This window comes from Myxococcus sp. CA033, assembly GCF_013336625.1.
GTDB classification, from domain to species: Bacteria; Myxococcota; Myxococcia; order Myxococcales; family Myxococcaceae; genus Myxococcus; species Myxococcus llanfairpwllgwyngyllgogerychwyrndrobwllllantysiliogogogochensis.
The window spans coordinates 1,118,058-1,135,878 of the sequence record NZ_JABUMU010000001.1 but is presented as its reverse complement, the minus strand read 5'-3'; the positions used below and the strand labels follow the sequence as shown (position 1 = coordinate 1,135,878).

Here is a 17,821-nt window from a genome sequence, read left to right as displayed (position 1 = left end):
GAGTGATGCGACCTTCGAGCAATCGCGCGATGCACGCGGCCCTCAGCGGGTGGTTGGTGGGCATGCTGGCCGTCGGCCCCGCCGCCGCGCAGTCGAGCCTCCCCCTCCGACTGACTCCCCGAGCAGTACCCACCGCCTCACCGTCCTCCGTGACGGTGGTGGCCATCTCGCTGGATGCGACATCACGAACGGAGGCGGCGCGGCTGGCGTACTGGGCGGAGCAGTCGGTGGCGCGCTCCGGACGGCTGGACCTGGTGCGGTTGTCGGACGCGCTGGACGCGCAGGGCAAGGCGGCGCGCGAGGCGAAGGCCGCCGAGGGCGCATCGGCCATGAAGGACGGCCAGACGGCGTATGACGAGCTGGACACGCAGAAGGCGCTCCAGCAGTTCGAGGCGGCCGCGCGCGCGTTCGAGGCGAGTGACTTGTCGCGCAACTTCGGCGACCTGAGCCGCGCCCGGGTGATGAAGGCGGCCTCGCAGGTGGCCAACGGCGAGGGCACGGCGGCGCAGTTGGAGATTCGCGCGGTGCTGGCGGTGGACCCCCGCGCCCAGTTCTCGCCCAACTTCTTCCCGCCGGACGACATGGCCTTCGTGGACAAGGAGCGCAAGGCGGCGCTGGCCGGCTCCACCGCGACGCTCTCGGTGCGCACCGAGCCCGTGCCCGCGCAGGTGTACGTGGACGGCCAGTTCCGTGGCGTGTCGCCGGTGGACCTCAAGGGGCTGACCCCCGCGGACCACTACGTGACGGTGATGGCGCCGGGCTTCGAGGTGGAGCAGCGCCGGGCACGCGAGGGCGAGACGACGCTCACGCTGGCTCCCGCCGCTTCCATGCGCGCGCTCCAGACGCTGACCGAGCGCATCGTGCGCAAGCCGGAGGGGCCGGAGCGTGACCTGGCCCTGCGCGAGTTGGGCACGCTCGCGGGCGTGTCCCAGGTGCTGGCCCTGCTGGTTCGCGGTGGCACGGGCACCGCTCCGCTCCAGGTGACGGGCCTCCGGCTCGACGTCGCGGACGGACACAACCTGGCCTACGCGCTGGGGCCGGTTCCCGCGGGCGAGACCATGGCGACGGGCTCCGACGCGCTCTTGTCCTCGCTGGTGGGCGCGGACACGGCCCGGCTCGCCGGCAACAAGCCGGTGACGCACTTCGCGAGCGGCGGTGGCTCCAACCGCAAGACGCTGGGCTATGTGCTGATGGCCACCGGCGTGGCGCTCTTGGCGGGCGGCATCTACTTCGGCATGGAGGCGTCCTCGAAGGAGGATGACTTCCGACGCGCGCCGCAGACGAGCCCCCGGGCACAGGACTTCAAGGACACGGGCAAGACGTACGCGCTGGTCGCGGACATCGGGCTGCTCACGGGCGCGGTCGCCGCGGGCCTCGGCGGCTACTTCGCCTTCTCCGGTGGCGGCAGCGGTGGCGGTGACTCCAAGCCCACCCCCGCGCCGGCGCCCGCACCCAAGCGTTCGCGTGCCACGCCGCCCCCCAAGTCCGACTCCAAGAGCGATTCGTTGAGCATGCCTCCGCCCCCCAAGGGCACCAGGCCCGTGGGCGAGTCGCTGCCCATGCCGCCTCCGCCGCCCCCGGCGAAGACGACGCCCGCGGCCCCTCCCGCGAAGACGACGCCCGCGGCTCCCGCCACGAAGACGACGCCCGCGGCTCCCGCCACGAAGACGACCCCGCCGCCCCCGGTGAGCGAGCCGCCCCCGCCGCCGCCCACGACGCGCTCGCAGGACACGCGCCGCTCCAAGGACGACGAGGCCGCCCAGCGCGAAGAAGAGCTGCGCAAGCGGCGTGAAGAGGTGGAGCGCCAGCGCCGCGAACTGGAGGATCGCCGCAAGCAGGAGGAGGAGTCGGAGGCCAAGCGCAAGCGCGAGGAAGAGGAGAAGCGCAAGCGCGAGGAAGACGAGAAGAAGAAGCGGCCGTCCATCGACGAAGACGATCTCCGGAATTACTAGCCATGCGCCGTCCCCTTCGTTTCCTCATTCCCTTCGCGGCCCTGTCCCTGGGCCTGTCCGCGTGCAGCCTCCTGGTCGACTTCGACGAGGAGGGGCAGCCGTGTGACGACCGCAACCAATGCCTGGAGGGCTTCATCTGCAAGGACGACAGCTGCGTCCGGGACAGCAACGCCGTTCCGGACTCCGGCTCGGATGCGGGCTCGCCAGGGCAGACGGACTCCGGTTCGGATGCGGGCTCGCCAGGGCAGACGGACGCGGGTCCGGTTGACGCGGGCCCGGTGGACGCCGGGCCGTAGTCGCCGCCACGAGGGGCGGTAGTTCCTACAGCCCCTCGCTTCGCGTGGTCCGATTGCCGCGCCGTGTCCTCGGGGACACGCCCGCCTGGCGGCCCCCCTGCCGACGCAAACCCCCGTCTCCACGGGGACTGTCGGGGCGAAGCCGGGGGGGCGACCCTCCCGGGAGGGGTTGGCATCCGCCGTGCTCTGTCGTGTGCCCAGGAGGTTTCATCGACATGGGCAAGCGCGTCGGAGTGCTGATGGGCGGGTGGGGCGAGGAGCGGGAGATTTCGCTCAAGACGGGAGAGGCCGTGGTCGCGGCGCTGGAATCCCGCGGCCATCAGGTCACCCGGGTGTTCGCGGGGCCGGGTCTGGACAGGGCGCTGCGCGCCGCGGAGCTGGACGTGGCCTTCATCGCGCTGCACGGGCGCATGGGCGAGGACGGCCGGGTGCAGGGCCTCCTGGATCTCCTGGAGCTGCCGTACACGGGCTCGGGCGTGCTGGCCTCGGCGCTGGCGATGAACAAGCCCATGGCCAAGAAGCTCTTCCGCCTGCACAACCTGCCCACGCCCCAGGGGTATCGCGTGGGTCGTGACGACGCCGCGCGCGCCCTGGAGCTGCAAGGCGACCTGGGCTTCCCCTGCGTCGTGAAGCCCGCATGCGGCGGCTCGTCGGTGGGCCTGTCCATCGTCCGCGAGCCGGAGTCGCTCGTCGCGGCGGTGGCCCAGGCGTGCCGCTTCGGCGGCGAGGCGCTGGTGGAGCGCTTCATTCCGGGCCGCGAGGTGACGGTGGGCATCCTCGGCGACAAGGTGCTGGGCAGCTGCGAGGTGGGCACTCCGCGCGAGGGCTTCGACTTCGAGGCCAAGTACAAGGGCGGCGCGCGCTACTTCCTGCCGCCCCGGCTGTCCGCCACGCGCGTGGCCAACGTGGAGGCCCTGGCGCTCTCCGCGTACCGCGCCCTGGGCTGCCGGGGGTACGCCCGCGTGGACCTCTTGTGCTCCGACACCGACAACGACGTGGTGCTGGAGGTCAACACGCTGCCCGGCTTCACCCCCACCAGCCTGCTGTCCAAGATTGCCACCCATGCGGGCGTGGAGTTCCCGGAGCTCGTCGAGCGCATCCTCGCGCTGGCGACGCGGGACGAGGTGGGTGTCAGGGACGCGCCCGTGGTCGCCCCCGCTCCCACCATCTCCGAGCCTCGCCGCGCGGTGAGCTGACCTTCCGGGTAGTCCGAGTCCTGGCGCCGCCTCAGCCCCGGCGCCAACCCCTTGGATCTCCTCGAAGCCCCGGTAACGCGAGGTGTCACCCCGGACCTGAACGGAACGTTCAAACTCTGGGAATAATTTGACACGTCCTTGACGCCTCCCTATTGTCCGGCGCGATCAGTCCTGGATGGTTAAAGCCTTGTCTTTTCGGGCACATACGGGACGGGGGCTCAGCGGACCCAGGAGGCGGCGGTCGGCGTGAGACGGGATTCCGATGCCGCCACGCAAGGAAGGACCGCGGGCCACGGGGGCTGCGCGGGAGGGGCTGAGCGTCACTGATGACCACCGTCGAGATCATCTTCCTGGGCGTCTATTTCAGCGTCCTGTGCGTGCTGGCGGTTTACGGCTCGCACCGGTACCGAATGGCGTTCCTGTATTACCGGCACAAGTTCAAGCTGCCGACGCCCAAGAGCCCTTTGAAGGAGCTTCCACGCGTCACCATCCAACTCCCCATCTTCAACGAGATGTATGTGGTGGAGCGTCTGGTGGAGTCGGTGTGCCGCATCGACTACCCCCGCGAGCTCCTGGAAATCCAGGTTCTCGACGACTCAACGGATGAGACGTGTGGCATCGCCCGGGCGTGCGTGGAGCGGCACCGGCAGAAGGGCCACGACATCGTCTACATCCACCGCGTCAACCGCGAGGGATTCAAGGCGGGTGCGCTGGAGCACGGGCTGAAGTCGGCGCGGGGCGAGTTCGTCGCCGTGTTCGACGCGGACTTCGTGCCGAGCCCTGACTTCCTGTTGCGCACGGTGCCGTTCTTCTCCGACGCGAAGGTGGGCATGGTGCAGGTGCGCTGGGGGCACCTCAACCGTGAGTTCTCCATCCTCACGCAGGCCCAGAGCATCTTCCTGGACGGCCACTTCATCATCGAGCACACGGCGCGCAACCGCTCCGGCTGCTTCTTCAACTTCAACGGCACCGCCGGCATCTGGCGTCGCGGCACCATCGCGGACGCGGGTGGCTGGCAGCACGACACGCTGACCGAGGACCTGGACCTGAGCTACCGCGCTCAGCTCAAGGGCTGGCAGTTCGTGTTCCTCCCGGAGGTCATCTCCCCGGCCGAAGTCCCGGTGGACATGAACGCCTTCAAGAGCCAGCAGCACCGCTGGGCCAAGGGCTCCATCCAGACGGCGAAGAAGCTGCTCCCCACCATCCTCAAGAGCGACCTGCCGCTGGCGGTGAAGCGCGAGGCGTTCTTCCACCTCACCAACAACATGGCTTATCTGTTGATGGTGCTGCTGTCGGTGCTGATGCCCATCAGCATGGTGGTGCGCTTCCAGCACGGCCTCTACGGCACGCTGTTCCTGGACCTGCCCTTCTTCATCTCCGCGACGGCGAGCGTGTGCTTCTTCTACGTCGCCGCGCAGCGGGAGCGGGGCGTGACGGGCTGGGAGCGGGTGAAGTACCTGCCGTTCCTGATGAGCCTGGGCATCGGCCTGGCCATCAACAACGCCAAGGCCGTGGCGGAGGCGCTGCTCAACCAGCAGTCGGGCTTCGCCCGCACGCCGAAGACGGGCGCCGAGGGCAAGAAGGTCATCGCGGTGAAGAAGGCGTACCGCGGCAGCAAGACGCTGATGCCGGTGGTGGAGCTGCTGTTCGCGGCGTACTTCACTGGGGCGCTGTGGTTCGCCATCGACGCGCGCATCTACACGTCGCTGCCCTTCATCATCCTGTTCCAGGCGGGCTTCCTCTACGTGGGCATCTCCAGCCTGCTGCAGGGGCTCGCCGGCCGCGTGAAGCTCAGCGACGCCAGCCCCGCGGTGAATCCCGCCGAGGAGCAGGCCCGCCGCGCCGCCTGAAGGTGACTCGCGCCGCGCCCCTTCGCATCGGGGCGCGGTGGCTTGTGTCCCTAGAGGCCCGCGTCCGGCGGGTCTCGCAGCAGCACCTGCTGCAGCCTCACCGGAGGCGGACCGGAGCGGGAAGGCCGGCACCCTTCGTCGATGGACGTGCTGGCCACCGCGCGCAGCGTGAGGCCCGCGTCGTCACACGCCACCAACTCCGTGGGGAACGCGACGGGGCAGGGTGCTCCCGAGCCGGTGAAGCCCGTGGCGCGCGTCTCGCCCACGAAACCTCCGGGTGTGCGCTCGAGGATGATGGACGCGGTGCTCGAGTCAGGTGACTCCGTGCCCGCGTCGCCGTCCGCGCGGGCTCGCACCACGGCCAGTGACAGCGTCCCGCCATCATCTTCGCCGTGGTAGCGGAAGGCCGGATTCTCGGCGTGGCGGTACTCGCCTGCCTGGCTGCTCTCGCACCCCGCGGGGACGCGCACAGGGGGCGGAGGTGGGGGCCGTGTCTCCACGGTGGGAGGAGCCTTGGCGGGACACGCCGTGAGACAGAGGACACTGAAGCCGAGGGCCAATGAGGGCAGGGCGCGGTGCATGGGGCGCGGATATTGGCTGAATGGACGGTTGGGAGGGACTTCGTTTGATTCCCCTTGGACGACTCTCTAACCTTCGGTCCGTCATGAGCATTCGACGCCTCGTCCTCTTTTCGCTGGTGGCCGCCCTGGTGGCCCCGTCTTCCGCGCTCGCGCAGGCCGATGACCTCCTGGCCCCCCTCACGCCGTCGAAGTCGTCGAAGGCGAAGGCGGGCAAGACGAAGGTGGTGAAGAAGAAGAAGGCGGAGAAGGTGACGAAGAAGCCCGCGCGCACCAAGGCTCCGGCCACCGCGAAGGGCAGCAAGAAGAAGAACCTGCCGCCTCCCGACGAAGGCCTGCTGGCGCCGCTGGCCCCGGTGAAGACGGAGCTGGCGGTGTTCATCGGCGGCACCGTCCGGGGTGCGCGGCTGACGCTGGATGGTCGCGACGTGGGGGTGCTCACGCCGGCTCCCACGCAACTGACGGTGACGCCGGGGGAGCACACGCTGGTGGTCCGCAAGCCGGGCTACGCGGAATACACGCGGCGGCTGGACGTGAAGGAGGGCACGCAGACGGAGGTCAAGGTGGTGCTTGAGGCCACCATGGGCTTCGCGCGAGCGCTCGCGGACGTGGCCGGCACCGTGGTGCTGGTGGACGACGTCGAGGTGGGCACGGTGCCGCTGAGCGACATCCTCCTCAAGCCTGGCTCGCGCGAAATCGAGTTCCGCGCCGAGGGCTACAAGTCCCACGTCCACAACATCAACGTGCTGGCCGGGACGAACTACGAGCTGACCGGGCGGATGCGCCCGGCGGTGGACACGGGTCTGGCGAGCAACACGGCGCGTGCCGGGGACTCTCCGCGCACCCCGCCGGTGCTGGACCCCTCGACGTCGATGCCTGACGAGCCGAACCCGGCCCTGTCGTTCGACAACGACTCGCCGGACGTGGAGGTGGAGAGCTCCAGCAAGCCCTGGTACGGGCGTTGGTACGTCTGGGCGGGAGTGGGCGCGGTGGTCGCGGCGGGCACGGTGGGCGCGGTGATGGCCACGCGGGACCCCACCCTCAAGCTGCAGGACAAGAACACGCTGTGCCCCGAGGACTGCGTCTTCTTGAAGGGCGGAGCCCCACGCTCTGGTGGCGCCGGTGCGGGTCCCTTCAAGACGCCCGCGGTCGGCGGGCTGCGCTTCTAGGCTTGGGTGCTCCAGGCCGCGCCCGCGCTGCTTCGGCGGGAGCGCGGCCTGTCGGGCCTCATTCGCCGCGCAAGTCATCCTCGACGGCGCGCTGCTCCGGGGCGGTGAGCACCAGGTAGACGTCCGACACGCGGCCCACGCCCCAGGAGTCCAGGACTGTGACGCGGACCTTGAAGGGCGAGGACTCCGGCAGCAGCTCGGTGACGTCAATCTCGCCGGGCTCGAAGCTGAAGGCGCGGCGGCCCACGTTGTCGACCTGCTCGTTGCCCATGTGGACGCTCTCGGTGAAGCCCACGACGGCGCGCCGCACCACCTTCTTGCCCTGGCCGTCGAGCACTTCCAGCAGCAGGAAGTTGTCCACGCTGAAGCCGAGCGTGCCCTTGGCGTCGCCGTAGAGGCGGGCCCGCTGGCCATCCCTGCGCAGCACCGCGCTCTCTCCGAAGGTGACGACGCGAGGCGTGCGCTCGCCTTCGTCCGTGTCGACCTCCACGTCATCGCGCACCTTGTCGAAGGACTCCGTCTCCTGGGGAGGCGTGTCGGCCACGAGGCGGACGGCGCGGGGGGCCAGGGAAACAGAGGGGGTGGGGGCGGCTGCGGGGACGTTCCGCGCACACGCCATCCACCCGAGGGCAGCGGCCAGGAGAAGCGTTCGAGAGTGCATGCCCACGAAGGCTAGACGAGCCGTGGTGCCCCGGGTCAATTAGCATGCGCGCATGCGGACGCTCCTGCCTGGCCTGCTGTCGTGGTGCATGCTCCTCGGGCAGCCCGCTCGAGGAGAAGAGGTCTCCCCGGAGGTGCAGCTGAGCCTCCAGCACCTCAAGCCCGCCGAGCGGGAGCGCGCGGCGAAGGCGCTGGGGCCGCTGGATGAACTGCCGCGCTACCGGGTGCAGCTGGAGGTGGACCCCGTTTCGCGCGAGGCGAAGGGGCGGGTGCAGGTGGAGGTGATGGCCCGCGACAAGCCCCTGACGGAGCTGTACCTGCGGGTGACACCCAACGCGCAGGGGGGCAAGCGGGTGGTGCTGTCCGATGCGCGGCTGGGGCGCCAGCCCATCGTCCTGGAGCAGCCGGAGCCCACGCTGTACCGCTATCGACTGGTGGACCCGGTGCCTCCGGGCGCGGCGGCGGTGCTGGACGTGGCCGTCCGGGCCGTCGCCCCGAAGGGGGAGAAGCCCGCGGCGACGCTCCTCGGGGGTGGAGGGCAGGGGCCGAAGGGCGACCACGGGGCCTTTTCTGTCACGGCGGACTTCATGAGCCTGGTCGGCGTCGTGCCCCAGGTTCCGCCGCTGGACGACAAGGGCCAGCCCTGGGCGGGGCCGCAGGGCATCGGAGACCTGGCGTTGTATGCGCCGGCGCATGTGCTGGCCTCCATCACCGTGCCGTCGGGCTGGTCCGTGCATGCCACGGGCGTGGCGATGGGTGAGGTGCCCGAGCGCGACGGCCGCGTGCGCTTCGCCTTCGCCGCGGGCGCGGTGCGCGACTTCCCCATCCTCGTGTCCAAGGGCTACGAGGTGTCCACGGCCACGGTGAACGGCGTCACGGTGGAGAGCCACTACGCGGTGAAGGACAAGGAGGTGGGCGAGCGCGTGCTGAAGTACGCCTCGTCGGCGCTGGCGGAGTTCGAGAAGCGCCTGGGGCCGCTGCCGTACACGCACTTCCGGGTGGTGGAGGCGCCGCTGTCCGGTGGGGCGGGAGGCATGGAGTTCCCCGGCCTCATCACCGTGTCGAGCATGCTGTATCGCGGCGTGGTGGACCCGTTCGAACTGGTGGCCGGTCAGGTGGACGTGGAGCAGTTGAAGGAAGTGCTGGCGATGCTGGGCCCCGCGGGCTCCGCGCCCCTGACACAACTGAGTGGCTCGCTGGAGCGCACGCTGGAGTTCACCGTCGCGCACGAGGTGGCGCACCAGTACTTCGCGGGCCTCGTGGGTTCGGACCCCATCCACGCCCCCGTGGTGGACGAGTCGCTGGCCCAGTACGCCGCGCTCCTCTACATCGAGTGGAAGCACGGCAAGGCGGCGGCGGAGGCGCTCCGGCGCGAGCTGCTGGTGTCGCCGTACCACATGTATCGGCTGGCGGGCGGCGAGGACGCGCGAGCGGACCGGCCCACGAGCGCGTTCGACAACGAGACGGAGTACGGGGCGCTGGTGTACGGCAAGGCGCCGCTGCTGCACCACGCGTCACGCAAGCTGGTGGGCGACACCGCGTTCTTCCAGGGCCTGCGTTCCTACGTGGACGCGTACCGCTTCAAGTGGACGTGCAAGGAGTGCTTCACCAAGGAGCTGGCCAAGGCGAGCCCTGGGAACGCGAAGGCCCTGGAGCGGCTGCGCGTGCGCTGGTGGAACGAGGCCCGTGGCGATGATGACCTGGGCCTGCCCAACCTGGACGCGGTGATGGGCACGCTGGGCGCCGGAAGCGGGTTGGATGTGGACAACCTGGACCCGCAGACGAAGGAGTTGCTCGAGTCGATTCTGCCCTCGCTGCTGGGGCAGTAAGGGCAGGGCGTCAGTCGAAGAGCGCCTGAACGAACTCGCGCGGCTCGAAGCGGCGCAGGTCCGCGATTTTCTCGCCCACGCCGACCCATACGACGGGCAGCTTCAGCTCGTCGCAGATGCCGATGATGACGCCGCCCTTGGCGGTGCCGTCCAGCTTCGTCAGCGCGATGGCGGTGATGCCCACGGCCTCGTGGAACTGCTTGGCCTGCTGAATGGCGTTCTGCCCGTTGGTGGAGTCCAGCACGAGCAGCACCTCGTGCGGCGTGCCGGGCATGGCCTTGTCCATGACGCGCTTGACCTTCTTCAGCTCCTCCATCAGCGGCGCCTTGGTGTGCAGCCGGCCCGCCGTGTCGGCGATGACGACGTCGGCGCCCTCGGCCTGGGCCTTCTTGATGGCGTCGAAGATGACGGAGCCCGGGTCGCCACCCTCGGTGCCCTTCACCAACTGCGCCTTCGCGCGCTCGGCCCACACGTCGAGCTGCTCGGTGGCGGCGGCGCGGAACGTGTCGCCCGCGGCCAGGATGACCTTCTTGCCCTCGCCCGTGAGCTTCGCGGCGAGCTTGCCGATGGTCGTCGTCTTCCCCGCGCCGTTGACGCCCACCACCATGACGACGTGCGGCGGACCGCCGCCTTCCAGCGAGCGCGGCACGGGCAGGTCGACGATGCGGGCGACCTCCGTGCGGATGAGGTCCTTGATGCGATGGGAGTCACTCAGCTCGCTGCGCTTGAGCTTCTCGCGCGCCACCTCCACCAGCTCGCTGGCCGTGCGCACGCCGATGTCCGCCGTGAAGAGGATTTCCTCCAGCTCCACCAGCACGGACTCGTCCACCTGCCGCTGCTGGCCGAACAGGCCGTTGAGGCGGGCCATGAAGCCCTGGCTCCGCGTCTTGTCCAGGCCCTGGGCCAGCGTACGGCCGGCCTCGGCGTCCACCTTGGCGCGGGCGGCGGCCTCCTCGGCGCGACGGGCCTCCTCGACGACGGCGGCTTCCCGGGCGCGCTCGTCCTCCACGAGCCGCTGGGCCTCGGCCTGCTCGCGCTTGCGCCGCTCCCGGGCCTCTTCATCAGCGGCCTTCTTCGCGCGGTACTCGGCGCGCTTCTCCTCCTCCTCGCGCTCCTTGAGGACCCGGGCCTGCTCCTCCAGCCGGGCTCGCTCGCCCGAGTCGGTGGTGGTCCTGGCGGCGAGGGCGGCCTCCTCTCGCTGACGGGCCAGCTCCTGGGCGCGGGCGTGGGCCTCGTCCACCTCGCGAAGCCGGGCTGCCTCCTTCTCGGAGGGGGGCAGCTCCACGCGCAGCTCGGGCCGCTCCGCGGGCAGCGCGGGCCTCTGCTCCGGGACGGGGACGCCGGGCTTCCTGCCGGGCTCGGGGGCGCGCTTGCGGAAGAAGAGCTTCTTGGCCGCCAGAATCATCAGCAGGGCGAAGAGGGCGGCTCCGCCAATGCCCACCGCGTCGCCCGCGGTGAGGCCATCCGACGGAGGGGTTCCCGTCCCCGGCTGGGTCGTCTCCCCGCCCGGAGTGGGGGCGGGGGAGGGGGAGGGCGGCACCTGAGCGGTCAGGGCGTCGAGGGCATTGGGGGTCTTCATGTGCGCCGCTCCGCATACACCAACACGCCGGTGGATGCAGCGCCCGTGGCCGAGTAGAACCGACGTGCCATGCGCCTCAAGCTCCCCACCGTCATGCTTTCGTCGGTCCTCCTGCTGGGAAGTGCCTGCATCGTCGAGGCCCCGGGTGGTGCGAGCCCCGAGCAGCGGCGAGCCGCCACCGTCACCCAGGTACCAGCCCTGTCCGTGCGCAATGGCGCAAACCTGGGCGGCAAGGTGGAGCTGGTCGCCGCCACCGTGCAACCCGGGCGGCTGACGCCGGGGGAGCGGGCCCAGGTCACCGTCTACTTCAAGGTGCTCGAGGCCCTGGACGCCGACTACCTCATCTTCGTCCACGTCGAGGACGCCGGCGGGCGCATGGAGCGGATGAACCTGGACCACATGCCGGCCAACGGGATGTTGCCCACGTCACAGTGGAAGCCGGGCGAGACGGTGAAGGACGAGTTCTCCATCTACCTCCCCGCCGACGCCAACCCGAAGGCCCTCAACATCTGGCTGGGCCTGTGGGACCCGAAGACGGATGCCCGCCTGCCGCTGACGAACCGGGACGCGGTGCGAAACGACGGAAGGGACCGCATCCTCATCGCCCAGGTCCCCGTGGCCCACTGAAAGACGCGTCGCGTCGTGCTTCACCTCGCGGGTGGCGAGGACCCGGTGGTGGTCGCGAAGAGGTTGAGGTCGAGCACCTCCGAGAGGTGCCGGATGGCCCGCTGGCCCCTCACGCTGTTGCCGAAACGGTCCAGCGGAGGGCTGAACGCGGCGATGGCGAGCCTGCCCGGAACGACGGCGAGGATTCCGCCGCCCACGCCGCTCTTGGCGGGCAGCCCGACCTCGTATTGCCACGTGCCCGTGTTGTCGTAGAGGCCGCTCATGGTCATCTCGGCGAGAATCCGGGGCACGTGCTCCGCCTTGACGGCGCGTTGCCGGGTGAGGGGGTTGATGCCCCCTGCGGCGAGGGTGGCCCCCATCACCGCCAGGTCATGGGTGGTCAGGCCGACCGAGCACTGGCGCGTGTAGACGTCCGTCGCCTCCATGGGGTCGCTGTAGAGGGTGTGGCTGCTGTCGAGCAGCCACGCGAGGGCGCGGTTGTGCTGATTGGTCGCGCTCTCCGAGCGGTAGACCTCGTCCATGACCTCGAGCTCGCGGCCCGCGAAGGCGCACAGGGTCTCGTGAATCTTCTCCCAGCGGTGCGCCGCCGAGTCCGCGGGAATCAGGCTGACGGTGGCGATGGCCCCCGCGTTGACGAAGGGGTTGAGCGGCTTGCCGTCATGCACCACGAGCGCGTGGACGGAGGCGAAGGACTCGCCGGTGGGGTTGTCGCCCACCTTCTTCCGGAGGACTTCCGAGCCCACCTCGTCGAGCACCCGCGCGAGGGTGAAGACCTTGGAGATGGACTCGATGGCGAACTCGGAGCGGGTGTCCCCGGCCTCCGTCGCCTGTCCGTCCGCGGTGATGACGACCAGCCCGAAACGCTCGGGTTGGACGCGCGCGAGCACCGGGATGTAGCTGGCGTTCTGTCCTTCCTTCAGGTCCAGGTATCGCTGGTGTGCTTCAGTGGTCGCCGCGCGGATGGTGGCGGGTGTCGTCGGTGCGCCCATCGGGTTGCCTCCTGTCGTGGGGAGTCGTGGGAGGCCAGGCCTCCTCTTCGTCTTGCGTCGGAGCCGCGCCGGGGTGGCCCGAGGCGCCGGGCTTCTCCCAGTTGAAGGGGGCCAGGTCGCGCGCCCCCGCCGCCGAGCGCCAGCTGGCCTTGCGCCGCGCATAGAGGATGAGGGGGATGGCCACGAAGAGGACGTTGCCGCCGATGAGGATGAGCACGTACGTCATCGGGCTGCCGACCTTGATTTGCGACGGCGGAATGAAGCTGAGCACGAACGCGACGAGCGCTCCGATGAGGCCCGCTCCGCCGATGACCCACATGCCCACTTCTCCACCTGGGACGCGGTACGCGCGCTTCGTGTGCGGCTCGCTGTAGCGCAGGTAGATGGCGGCCGAGAACATCAGCATGTACATGATGAGGTAGAGCGTCGACGTGAGCTGGCTGAGGATTTGATACGCCGCCTGCACCGACGGAAGGATGACGAACATCAACGACAGGAAGGTGACCACCAGCCCCTGGACGATGAGGATGTGGCTGGGCGCGCCGTGTCTGTTCATTCGCTGGAAGAAGGGCGGCAGATAGCCCGCTCGGCCCACGACTCCCAGCGCCGCCGAGGGGCCGGAGACCCACACCGTGACACTGCCCAGCACGCCCAGGAAGAGGGCCGCTGCTATCACCGGTGACAGCCAGGCCATTCCAAACGCCTTGAAGAAGTCGCGGTACGAGACGAGCAGGCTCTGGGTCAGGTTGATCTGCGTCTTGGGGATGATGAAGCTGATGGCCAGGGTGCCGAGCACGAAGAGCACCACCGTCGTCACTGACGCGATGAGGATGGCGAGCGGATAGGTGCGCGAGGGGTTCTTGGCATCCACGACGTGGATGGCGTTCATCTCCATGCCCGCGTAGAACAAGAAGATGGATGCGGCGAGCACCAGGTTTCCGAACTGGCTGAAGTCGGGAATCACCTTGTCCCAGCCGAGCTGAATCTGGAGCGGTCGTCCCGAGGCCATGTACACGAGGCCAAACGCGATGAGCAGCAATGCGGGGATGATGGTGCCGATGAGGCCCGCCCACTTGGAGATTTTCGAGGACGTCTTGAGCCCGCGCAGCGAGACGAAGGTCGCCGCCCAGTACAGGCCCAGCACGATGAGAATCGTGTAGAACTTGTTGCTGGAGAGCGACTTGTCCCACGTCTGGTTGGGGCCGACGAACGCCAGCGCCACCGCGCCGTAGGTGAGCACCGTCGGAAACCAGATGGTGGACTCCATCCAGACCAGGAAGATGGCGAGGAAGCCCCACCGGGGACCAAAGGCCTCGCCGACCCAGCGAAACACACCGCCCTTCTCGGGCCAGCCCGTGGCCAGCTCCGCCGCCACCAGCGACACCGGGATGAGGAAGAACACCGCGGCGAAGGTGTAATAGAAGAGGGACGTCAGCCCGTATTCGGCTTCCGCGGGCAGGCCTCGCAGGCTGACGACGGCCGTGACGTTCATGATGGCCAGGGTGAGCACGCCCAGCTTGGGCGCCGCACTGGCGGCAATGGGTTTTCTGGTCGTCCCCGACTCCATGGAGTCTTCCCTCGGTCCTGGTTCGTGTGGTGTTTCAGTAGCGGTACTGGAGGGTGAGCTGTCCGCGGACGGCCTGTCCGGACTGGCTGTCGATGGCGCGGTTGTAGCCCCACAGCCCCTCGACGCCGACGAGGACGCCCTTCATGGGTTTGGCCACCAGGTTCAGGGACGCGTATTGCGAGCGGCGGAAGCTCTTCGCATCGAGCGAGGCCTCGAAGTCGCGATCCCAGAGCTTGAGCCACCCATAGGTCGCGGTGGAGCTGAGCTTGGGTGTCCATGCGTAGATGAAGCCCGCGTAGGCTCCGAGCAGGGGCACGGCCTTGAGTGCGCCGCGCGTGTTCAGCGCGGCGTCGTACTGCGCGCCGCCCGTGTCGTTGAGGTACGCGCCAATGCCTTGTCCCCCCGCGACGCCGATGAGCAGCGTGTGCTTGTGGGAGAAGTGGTGAGCGCCGGTGAGATTGCCGCCGATGCCCAGCACCGTCTTGCTGTCCTTGCTGTCCTTGGACTGGATGCCCACCGCTCGCACCAGCCCCGCGAGCTGCAGGTGGCCCCAGGCTCCCTCGGTGCGCCAGGCGAGGACTCCGTCGGGGAGCATGTCGCGCGCATCTCCCGCGGACGTGGGCACGTTGGAGCCGGGCTGCTCCAGGGCGACGTGGAGGAACATCCGCCGCTGCTTGTCGTGGGACAGGGTGTGGCTGTAGCGGGCCACGGCATGTTTGGAGAAGACGAGCGCGTTGGGGCCCTCGAAATCGAGGGTGCTCGGATAGGCATCGACGTCCGCGAAGGTCGAATCGGTGAAGCCCGCCAGGACGCCGCCCAACTGCGCGTAGACGTAGTTCGGGTGGAAGCCGAAGGTGGGCTGCGCCTGGGCGAAGCTCGTGGTGAAGAGCAGCCGCATCGGCCCCAGCTCCGTCTTGCCGCGCATCTCCAGCGAGATGTCGGACGGGTTGGCGGTGGCTGTCGTGTGGGTGCCCGGAGAGTGGAAGAAGGGTTGTCCGCGCACGGGGATGGCGGACGTGGTGAACCAGGTGGGCGTGCCCAGGAGCTTGGAGCTGACGGTGAACGCGGTGGTGGCGCCGATGCCGAGCTTCAGGAAGACCTTCGTGCTCGGAATCCGGAAGTAACCGGGCAGTGTCGTGTCGAAGACCGCGTGGTCGGGGCGAGGGGCGAAGGCCTGGGTGTTGGAGGGGAGCTTCAGGTCGAGAAAGGGCAGCTCCGGGAGTGCCAGCTCCTCACCAGGCGACAGGGCAGCGGAGGACGTGTCTGTCTTCGCGTCCTGGCTCGTGGAGGAGGACTCCTGGGCCTGGGCGTCCCAGGCGAGGGTGCTCAGTGACGCCATCAGCGCGATGGCGACGCCGCGACCAGGGAACTGCTGTGAAGGGACTGAAGAGGTCATCGGGTCCGTTGCCGCCACGGCGAAGTGGCTGAAAACGTAGGGCCCCGCTGGTGCCAGTCATCCCAGCTAGGGAGTCTTGCCCGATGTTGGAAAGCGGGCCGCCCTCTTCCCCGCGCGGAAGTCGCGCGTGCGGGCCTGTCATCGCGCGCGGGAGTGCGGCAGGCCGTGGTGATGCGATTGGATGAGCCACTGGACGAGCGCGCTGCCCGCGACGGCGACCACGGTGAGGACGAGCGAGAGCGGCTGGGTCTTCGCGGAGCTGACGAGGAAGGTGATGAGGACGACCCCCATCAGGGTCGCGCCCACGCCAATGACGGCGCGCGAGGCTCCCGTCTGGCGCGCGAGCTTCCAGCACGCGACGTGGACCGCCATGTAACAGATGAGGAAGGTCGCGCTGGCGACATTGGCGATGGCGCCCAGGCTCATGGTGTTGACCATCACCAGGATGGCGACCACGCCCCACATGAAGCCCTTCGTGCTCTTGCCCTTGAGGGGTGTGCTGAAGGCTTGGGGGAGTTGGCCGGCGCGAGCCTGTGCGGACGACACGTTGAGGGCGGCGAAGAGCGTGGCGTTGATGGCCGACGCGGTGGCGAGCAAGGCCCCGAGCGCGACGATGGTGAACCCCGCGGAGCCGAGCACGGGCCGCGCCGCCTGGGCCACGGCGGTGTCCGCGTCACGGGCGAGCTCCGCGGGGGGCACCAGGGAGAGGACTGTCACGGAGAGCCCCACGTACAGCACCGTCACCACGCCGATGGCCAGGAAGATGGCCTGGGGAATGGTCTTCTTGGGATTGGCCACATCCGACGCGGCGTTGGCCATCATTCCGAAGCCCGAATACGCGAAGAAGCACAGCCCCACGCTCGAGATGAGGGCGGTGAGCCCCAGGTGGGGGTGCGAGTTCAGGTGCTGCGTTCCGCCCTGGGTCATGGAGTAGATGCCCACGGCGAGCAGGCCGCCCAGGATGACGAGCTTGATGGACACGAGGGCGACCTCCGCCTTGCCCACCGCACCCGAGCCGACGGCATTCAGGACCGACAGCAGGATGACGATGGCCGAGCCGAAGATGCTGAACCAGAGGTGTCCTCCGCTCGGGAGGAAGAGGCGGGTGGCGTAGGCTCCGAATGTCTTGGCCACCATGGCGATGCTGATGGCCAGGGTGACGAGGTAGATGAGCGAGAGCGTCCCGGAGACGAGCCCTCGTCCGAAGCCTTCCTCGAAGAAGAGGGTGATGCCGCCGGAGCTGGGGTAGCGCGAGCTGAGCCTGGCGTAGGAGTAACCGGACAAGAGGGTGACGACTCCCGCGAGCGCGAACGCGAGCCAGGTCTTCGGGCCGACGAGCAGCGCGGCCTGTCCCAGCAGCGCGAAGATGCCGGCTCCCACCATGGAGCCGATTCCGAGCGCGCTGACCGCCCAGAGGCTCATCGCCGCCCGCCGCGCGGGCGGGCCCTTCGTTGGTTGCTCCGCCATGGGGGCCCTCGAGGCAGGCGTTCCACCTGGCTCCGCTCGGGCCCCCGCGGTCTGCCTGGGGAGAGCTCGAGGTGGAGCCTCGTGGGAACGTCATGACGAAGGTTGGCGCGCTGTTCACTGCCCACAAGACGGGCAGGGCAGCGCAGCGGACCTCCCGCCCACCTGGCCACCCCCGGGGGAGGGGGCTGGGAGACGAGCGGGGCATTGTGCGAACAGGAAAAGCGCCGGAGTGGCCCTGTAAGCCGAGTTCTGTCCCCGCCCCTTTCGGAACGGGCGATGAACATTCATCTAGGGCCCTGGTTACCCAGGGGCCTCATCAGCGAGCAACCCGAACGCATGGGACGGGCAATCCCTGTCCCCCGGACAGCGGGGACGCGCTCCTATTGGCTCTTGCTCCAGGTGGGGTTTACCGTGCCGTCTGAGTCACCCCAGACGCGGTGCGCTCTTACCGCACCGTTTCACCCTTACCCGCCCCCTTGCGGGAACAGGCGGTCTGTTTTCTGTGGCACTTTCCTGCGAGTCGCCTCGACTGGCTGTTAGCCAGCACCCTGCCCTATGGAGCCCGGACTTTCCTCCCGCCACCCGTGACTGCGGTGGCCGGCGTTCACCCGGACCACTCCGGCACCTGTCCCTTACAACAGGCTCGGGACAGCGGTCCACTCCAGG

General features: G+C 69.2%; 14 protein-coding genes and 1 other RNA gene. 7 read left to right on the top strand and 8 right to left on the bottom strand.

All coding sequences use genetic code 11. The annotated features are described in order from the left end of the window. Window positions 1–5 precede the first annotated feature (5 nt). From HUA78_RS04485 to HUA78_RS04470, 4 genes are all read left to right on the top strand, one after another. Window positions 6–1,952, top strand: coding sequence for a PEGA domain-containing protein (locus tag HUA78_RS04485; protein WP_174475722.1), 1,947 nt, complete (start codon window positions 6–8; stop codon window positions 1,950–1,952). A gap of 2 nt (window positions 1,953–1,954) precedes the next feature. Further along, complete coding sequence (locus HUA78_RS04480; protein ID WP_174468950.1) at window positions 1,955–2,248, top strand: hypothetical protein; 294 nt, start codon at window positions 1,955–1,957, stop codon at window positions 2,246–2,248. A 215-nt stretch (window positions 2,249–2,463) separates the two neighbouring features. Continuing rightward, entirely contained in the window at window positions 2,464–3,444 is a 981-nt protein-coding gene (locus HUA78_RS04475; RefSeq protein WP_174475721.1) for a D-alanine--D-alanine ligase, read from the top strand. A gap of 326 nt (window positions 3,445–3,770) precedes the next feature. Further along, the gene (locus HUA78_RS04470) at window positions 3,771–5,294 is read left to right on the top strand and encodes a cellulose synthase family protein (protein ID WP_141649246.1); all 1,524 of its coding nucleotides are present in this window, start codon (window positions 3,771–3,773) and stop codon (window positions 5,292–5,294) included. Between the two features lie 50 nt (window positions 5,295–5,344). On the opposite strand, the gene HUA78_RS04465 is transcribed toward HUA78_RS04470, so the two are convergent. Beyond that, the gene (locus HUA78_RS04465) at window positions 5,345–5,875 is read right to left on the bottom strand and encodes a hypothetical protein (protein ID WP_174461551.1); all 531 of its coding nucleotides are present in this window, start codon (window positions 5,873–5,875) and stop codon (window positions 5,345–5,347) included. A gap of 83 nt (window positions 5,876–5,958) precedes the next feature. Between HUA78_RS04465 and HUA78_RS04460 the strand changes: the two genes are divergently transcribed. Further along, window positions 5,959–7,041 (top strand): PEGA domain-containing protein, encoded by a 1,083-nt coding sequence (locus HUA78_RS04460; protein WP_174475720.1) that lies wholly within the window; start codon window positions 5,959–5,961, stop codon window positions 7,039–7,041. Window positions 7,042–7,099: 58 nt separating this feature from the next. On the opposite strand, the gene HUA78_RS04455 is transcribed toward HUA78_RS04460, so the two are convergent. Next, window positions 7,100–7,702 (bottom strand): hypothetical protein, encoded by a 603-nt coding sequence (locus HUA78_RS04455; protein WP_174453047.1) that lies wholly within the window; start codon window positions 7,700–7,702, stop codon window positions 7,100–7,102. A 52-nt stretch (window positions 7,703–7,754) separates the two neighbouring features. Between HUA78_RS04455 and HUA78_RS04450 the strand changes: the two genes are divergently transcribed. Further along, the gene (locus HUA78_RS04450; protein WP_174475719.1) at window positions 7,755–9,530 is read left to right on the top strand and encodes a M1 family aminopeptidase; all 1,776 of its coding nucleotides are present in this window, start codon (window positions 7,755–7,757) and stop codon (window positions 9,528–9,530) included. 10 nt (window positions 9,531–9,540) lie between these two features. Here HUA78_RS04450 and ftsY read toward each other — a convergent pair whose 3' ends face one another. Beyond that, window positions 9,541–11,109, bottom strand: coding sequence for a signal recognition particle-docking protein FtsY (ftsY, locus tag HUA78_RS04445; RefSeq protein ID WP_174461549.1), 1,569 nt, complete (start codon window positions 11,107–11,109; stop codon window positions 9,541–9,543). A 69-nt stretch (window positions 11,110–11,178) separates the two neighbouring features. On the opposite strand from ftsY, the gene HUA78_RS04440 reads away from it, so the two are divergent. After that, a complete protein-coding gene (locus HUA78_RS04440; protein WP_141649162.1) occupies window positions 11,179–11,736 on the top strand; it encodes a hypothetical protein in 558 nt (185 codons plus the stop codon). Window positions 11,737–11,756: 20 nt separating this feature from the next. On the opposite strand, the gene glsA is transcribed toward HUA78_RS04440, so the two are convergent. The 5 genes from glsA to rnpB all read right to left on the bottom strand — a co-directional run bounded on the left by glsA (window position 11,757) and on the right by rnpB (window position 17,775). Next, complete coding sequence (gene glsA, locus HUA78_RS04435; RefSeq protein WP_174475718.1) at window positions 11,757–12,725, bottom strand: glutaminase A; 969 nt, start codon at window positions 12,723–12,725, stop codon at window positions 11,757–11,759. Continuing rightward, window positions 12,679–14,292: a putative glutamine/gamma-aminobutyrate antiporter GadC gene (gadC, locus tag HUA78_RS04430; RefSeq protein ID WP_174453051.1), complete on the bottom strand. Its 1,614-nt coding sequence runs from the start codon at window positions 14,290–14,292 to the stop codon at window positions 12,679–12,681. The genes glsA and gadC overlap by 47 nt, the downstream gene beginning before the upstream one ends. Window positions 14,293–14,326: 34 nt before the next feature. Next, window positions 14,327–15,688, bottom strand: a complete 1,362-nt coding sequence (locus tag HUA78_RS04425) for a DcaP family trimeric outer membrane transporter (RefSeq protein ID WP_174468208.1) — start codon at window positions 15,686–15,688, stop codon at window positions 14,327–14,329. 138 nt (window positions 15,689–15,826) lie between these two features. Next, window positions 15,827–17,155 carry an APC family permease gene (locus HUA78_RS04420; protein ID WP_174461545.1) on the bottom strand — a complete coding sequence of 443 codons (1,329 nt, stop codon included), beginning with the start codon at window positions 17,153–17,155 and terminating at the stop codon, window positions 15,827–15,829. Window positions 17,156–17,377: 222 nt separating this feature from the next. After that, an RNA gene (gene rnpB, locus HUA78_RS04415) (RNase P RNA component class A) lies at window positions 17,378–17,775 on the bottom strand. Window positions 17,776–17,821: the final 46 nt, after the last annotated feature.

Excerpts from the sequence above, each read along its gene's own strand:
- gadC (WP_174453051.1), bottom strand. The coding sequence starts at position 14,292 with ATGGAGTCGGGGACGACCAGAAAACCCATTGCCGCCAGTGCGGCGCCC.
- HUA78_RS04470 (WP_141649246.1), top strand. The coding sequence starts at position 3,771 with ATGACCACCGTCGAGATCATCTTCCTGGGCGTCTATTTCAGCGTCCTG.
- HUA78_RS04440 (WP_141649162.1), top strand. The coding sequence starts at position 11,179 with ATGCGCCTCAAGCTCCCCACCGTCATGCTTTCGTCGGTCCTCCTGCTG.
- HUA78_RS04465 (WP_174461551.1), bottom strand. The coding sequence starts at position 5,875 with ATGCACCGCGCCCTGCCCTCATTGGCCCTCGGCTTCAGTGTCCTCTGT.
- HUA78_RS04475 (WP_174475721.1), top strand. The coding sequence starts at position 2,464 with ATGGGCAAGCGCGTCGGAGTGCTGATGGGCGGGTGGGGCGAGGAGCGG.
- HUA78_RS04460 (WP_174475720.1), top strand. The coding sequence starts at position 5,959 with ATGAGCATTCGACGCCTCGTCCTCTTTTCGCTGGTGGCCGCCCTGGTG.
- HUA78_RS04485 (WP_174475722.1), top strand. The coding sequence starts at position 6 with ATGCGACCTTCGAGCAATCGCGCGATGCACGCGGCCCTCAGCGGGTGG.
- HUA78_RS04425 (WP_174468208.1), bottom strand. The coding sequence starts at position 15,688 with ATGACCTCTTCAGTCCCTTCACAGCAGTTCCCTGGTCGCGGCGTCGCC.
- HUA78_RS04480 (WP_174468950.1), top strand. The coding sequence starts at position 1,955 with ATGCGCCGTCCCCTTCGTTTCCTCATTCCCTTCGCGGCCCTGTCCCTG.
- glsA (WP_174475718.1), bottom strand. The coding sequence starts at position 12,725 with ATGGGCGCACCGACGACACCCGCCACCATCCGCGCGGCGACCACTGAA.
- ftsY (WP_174461549.1), bottom strand. The coding sequence starts at position 11,109 with ATGAAGACCCCCAATGCCCTCGACGCCCTGACCGCTCAGGTGCCGCCC.
- HUA78_RS04420 (WP_174461545.1), bottom strand. The coding sequence starts at position 17,155 with ATGGCGGAGCAACCAACGAAGGGCCCGCCCGCGCGGCGGGCGGCGATG.
- HUA78_RS04455 (WP_174453047.1), bottom strand. The coding sequence starts at position 7,702 with ATGCACTCTCGAACGCTTCTCCTGGCCGCTGCCCTCGGGTGGATGGCG.
- HUA78_RS04450 (WP_174475719.1), top strand. The coding sequence starts at position 7,755 with ATGCGGACGCTCCTGCCTGGCCTGCTGTCGTGGTGCATGCTCCTCGGG.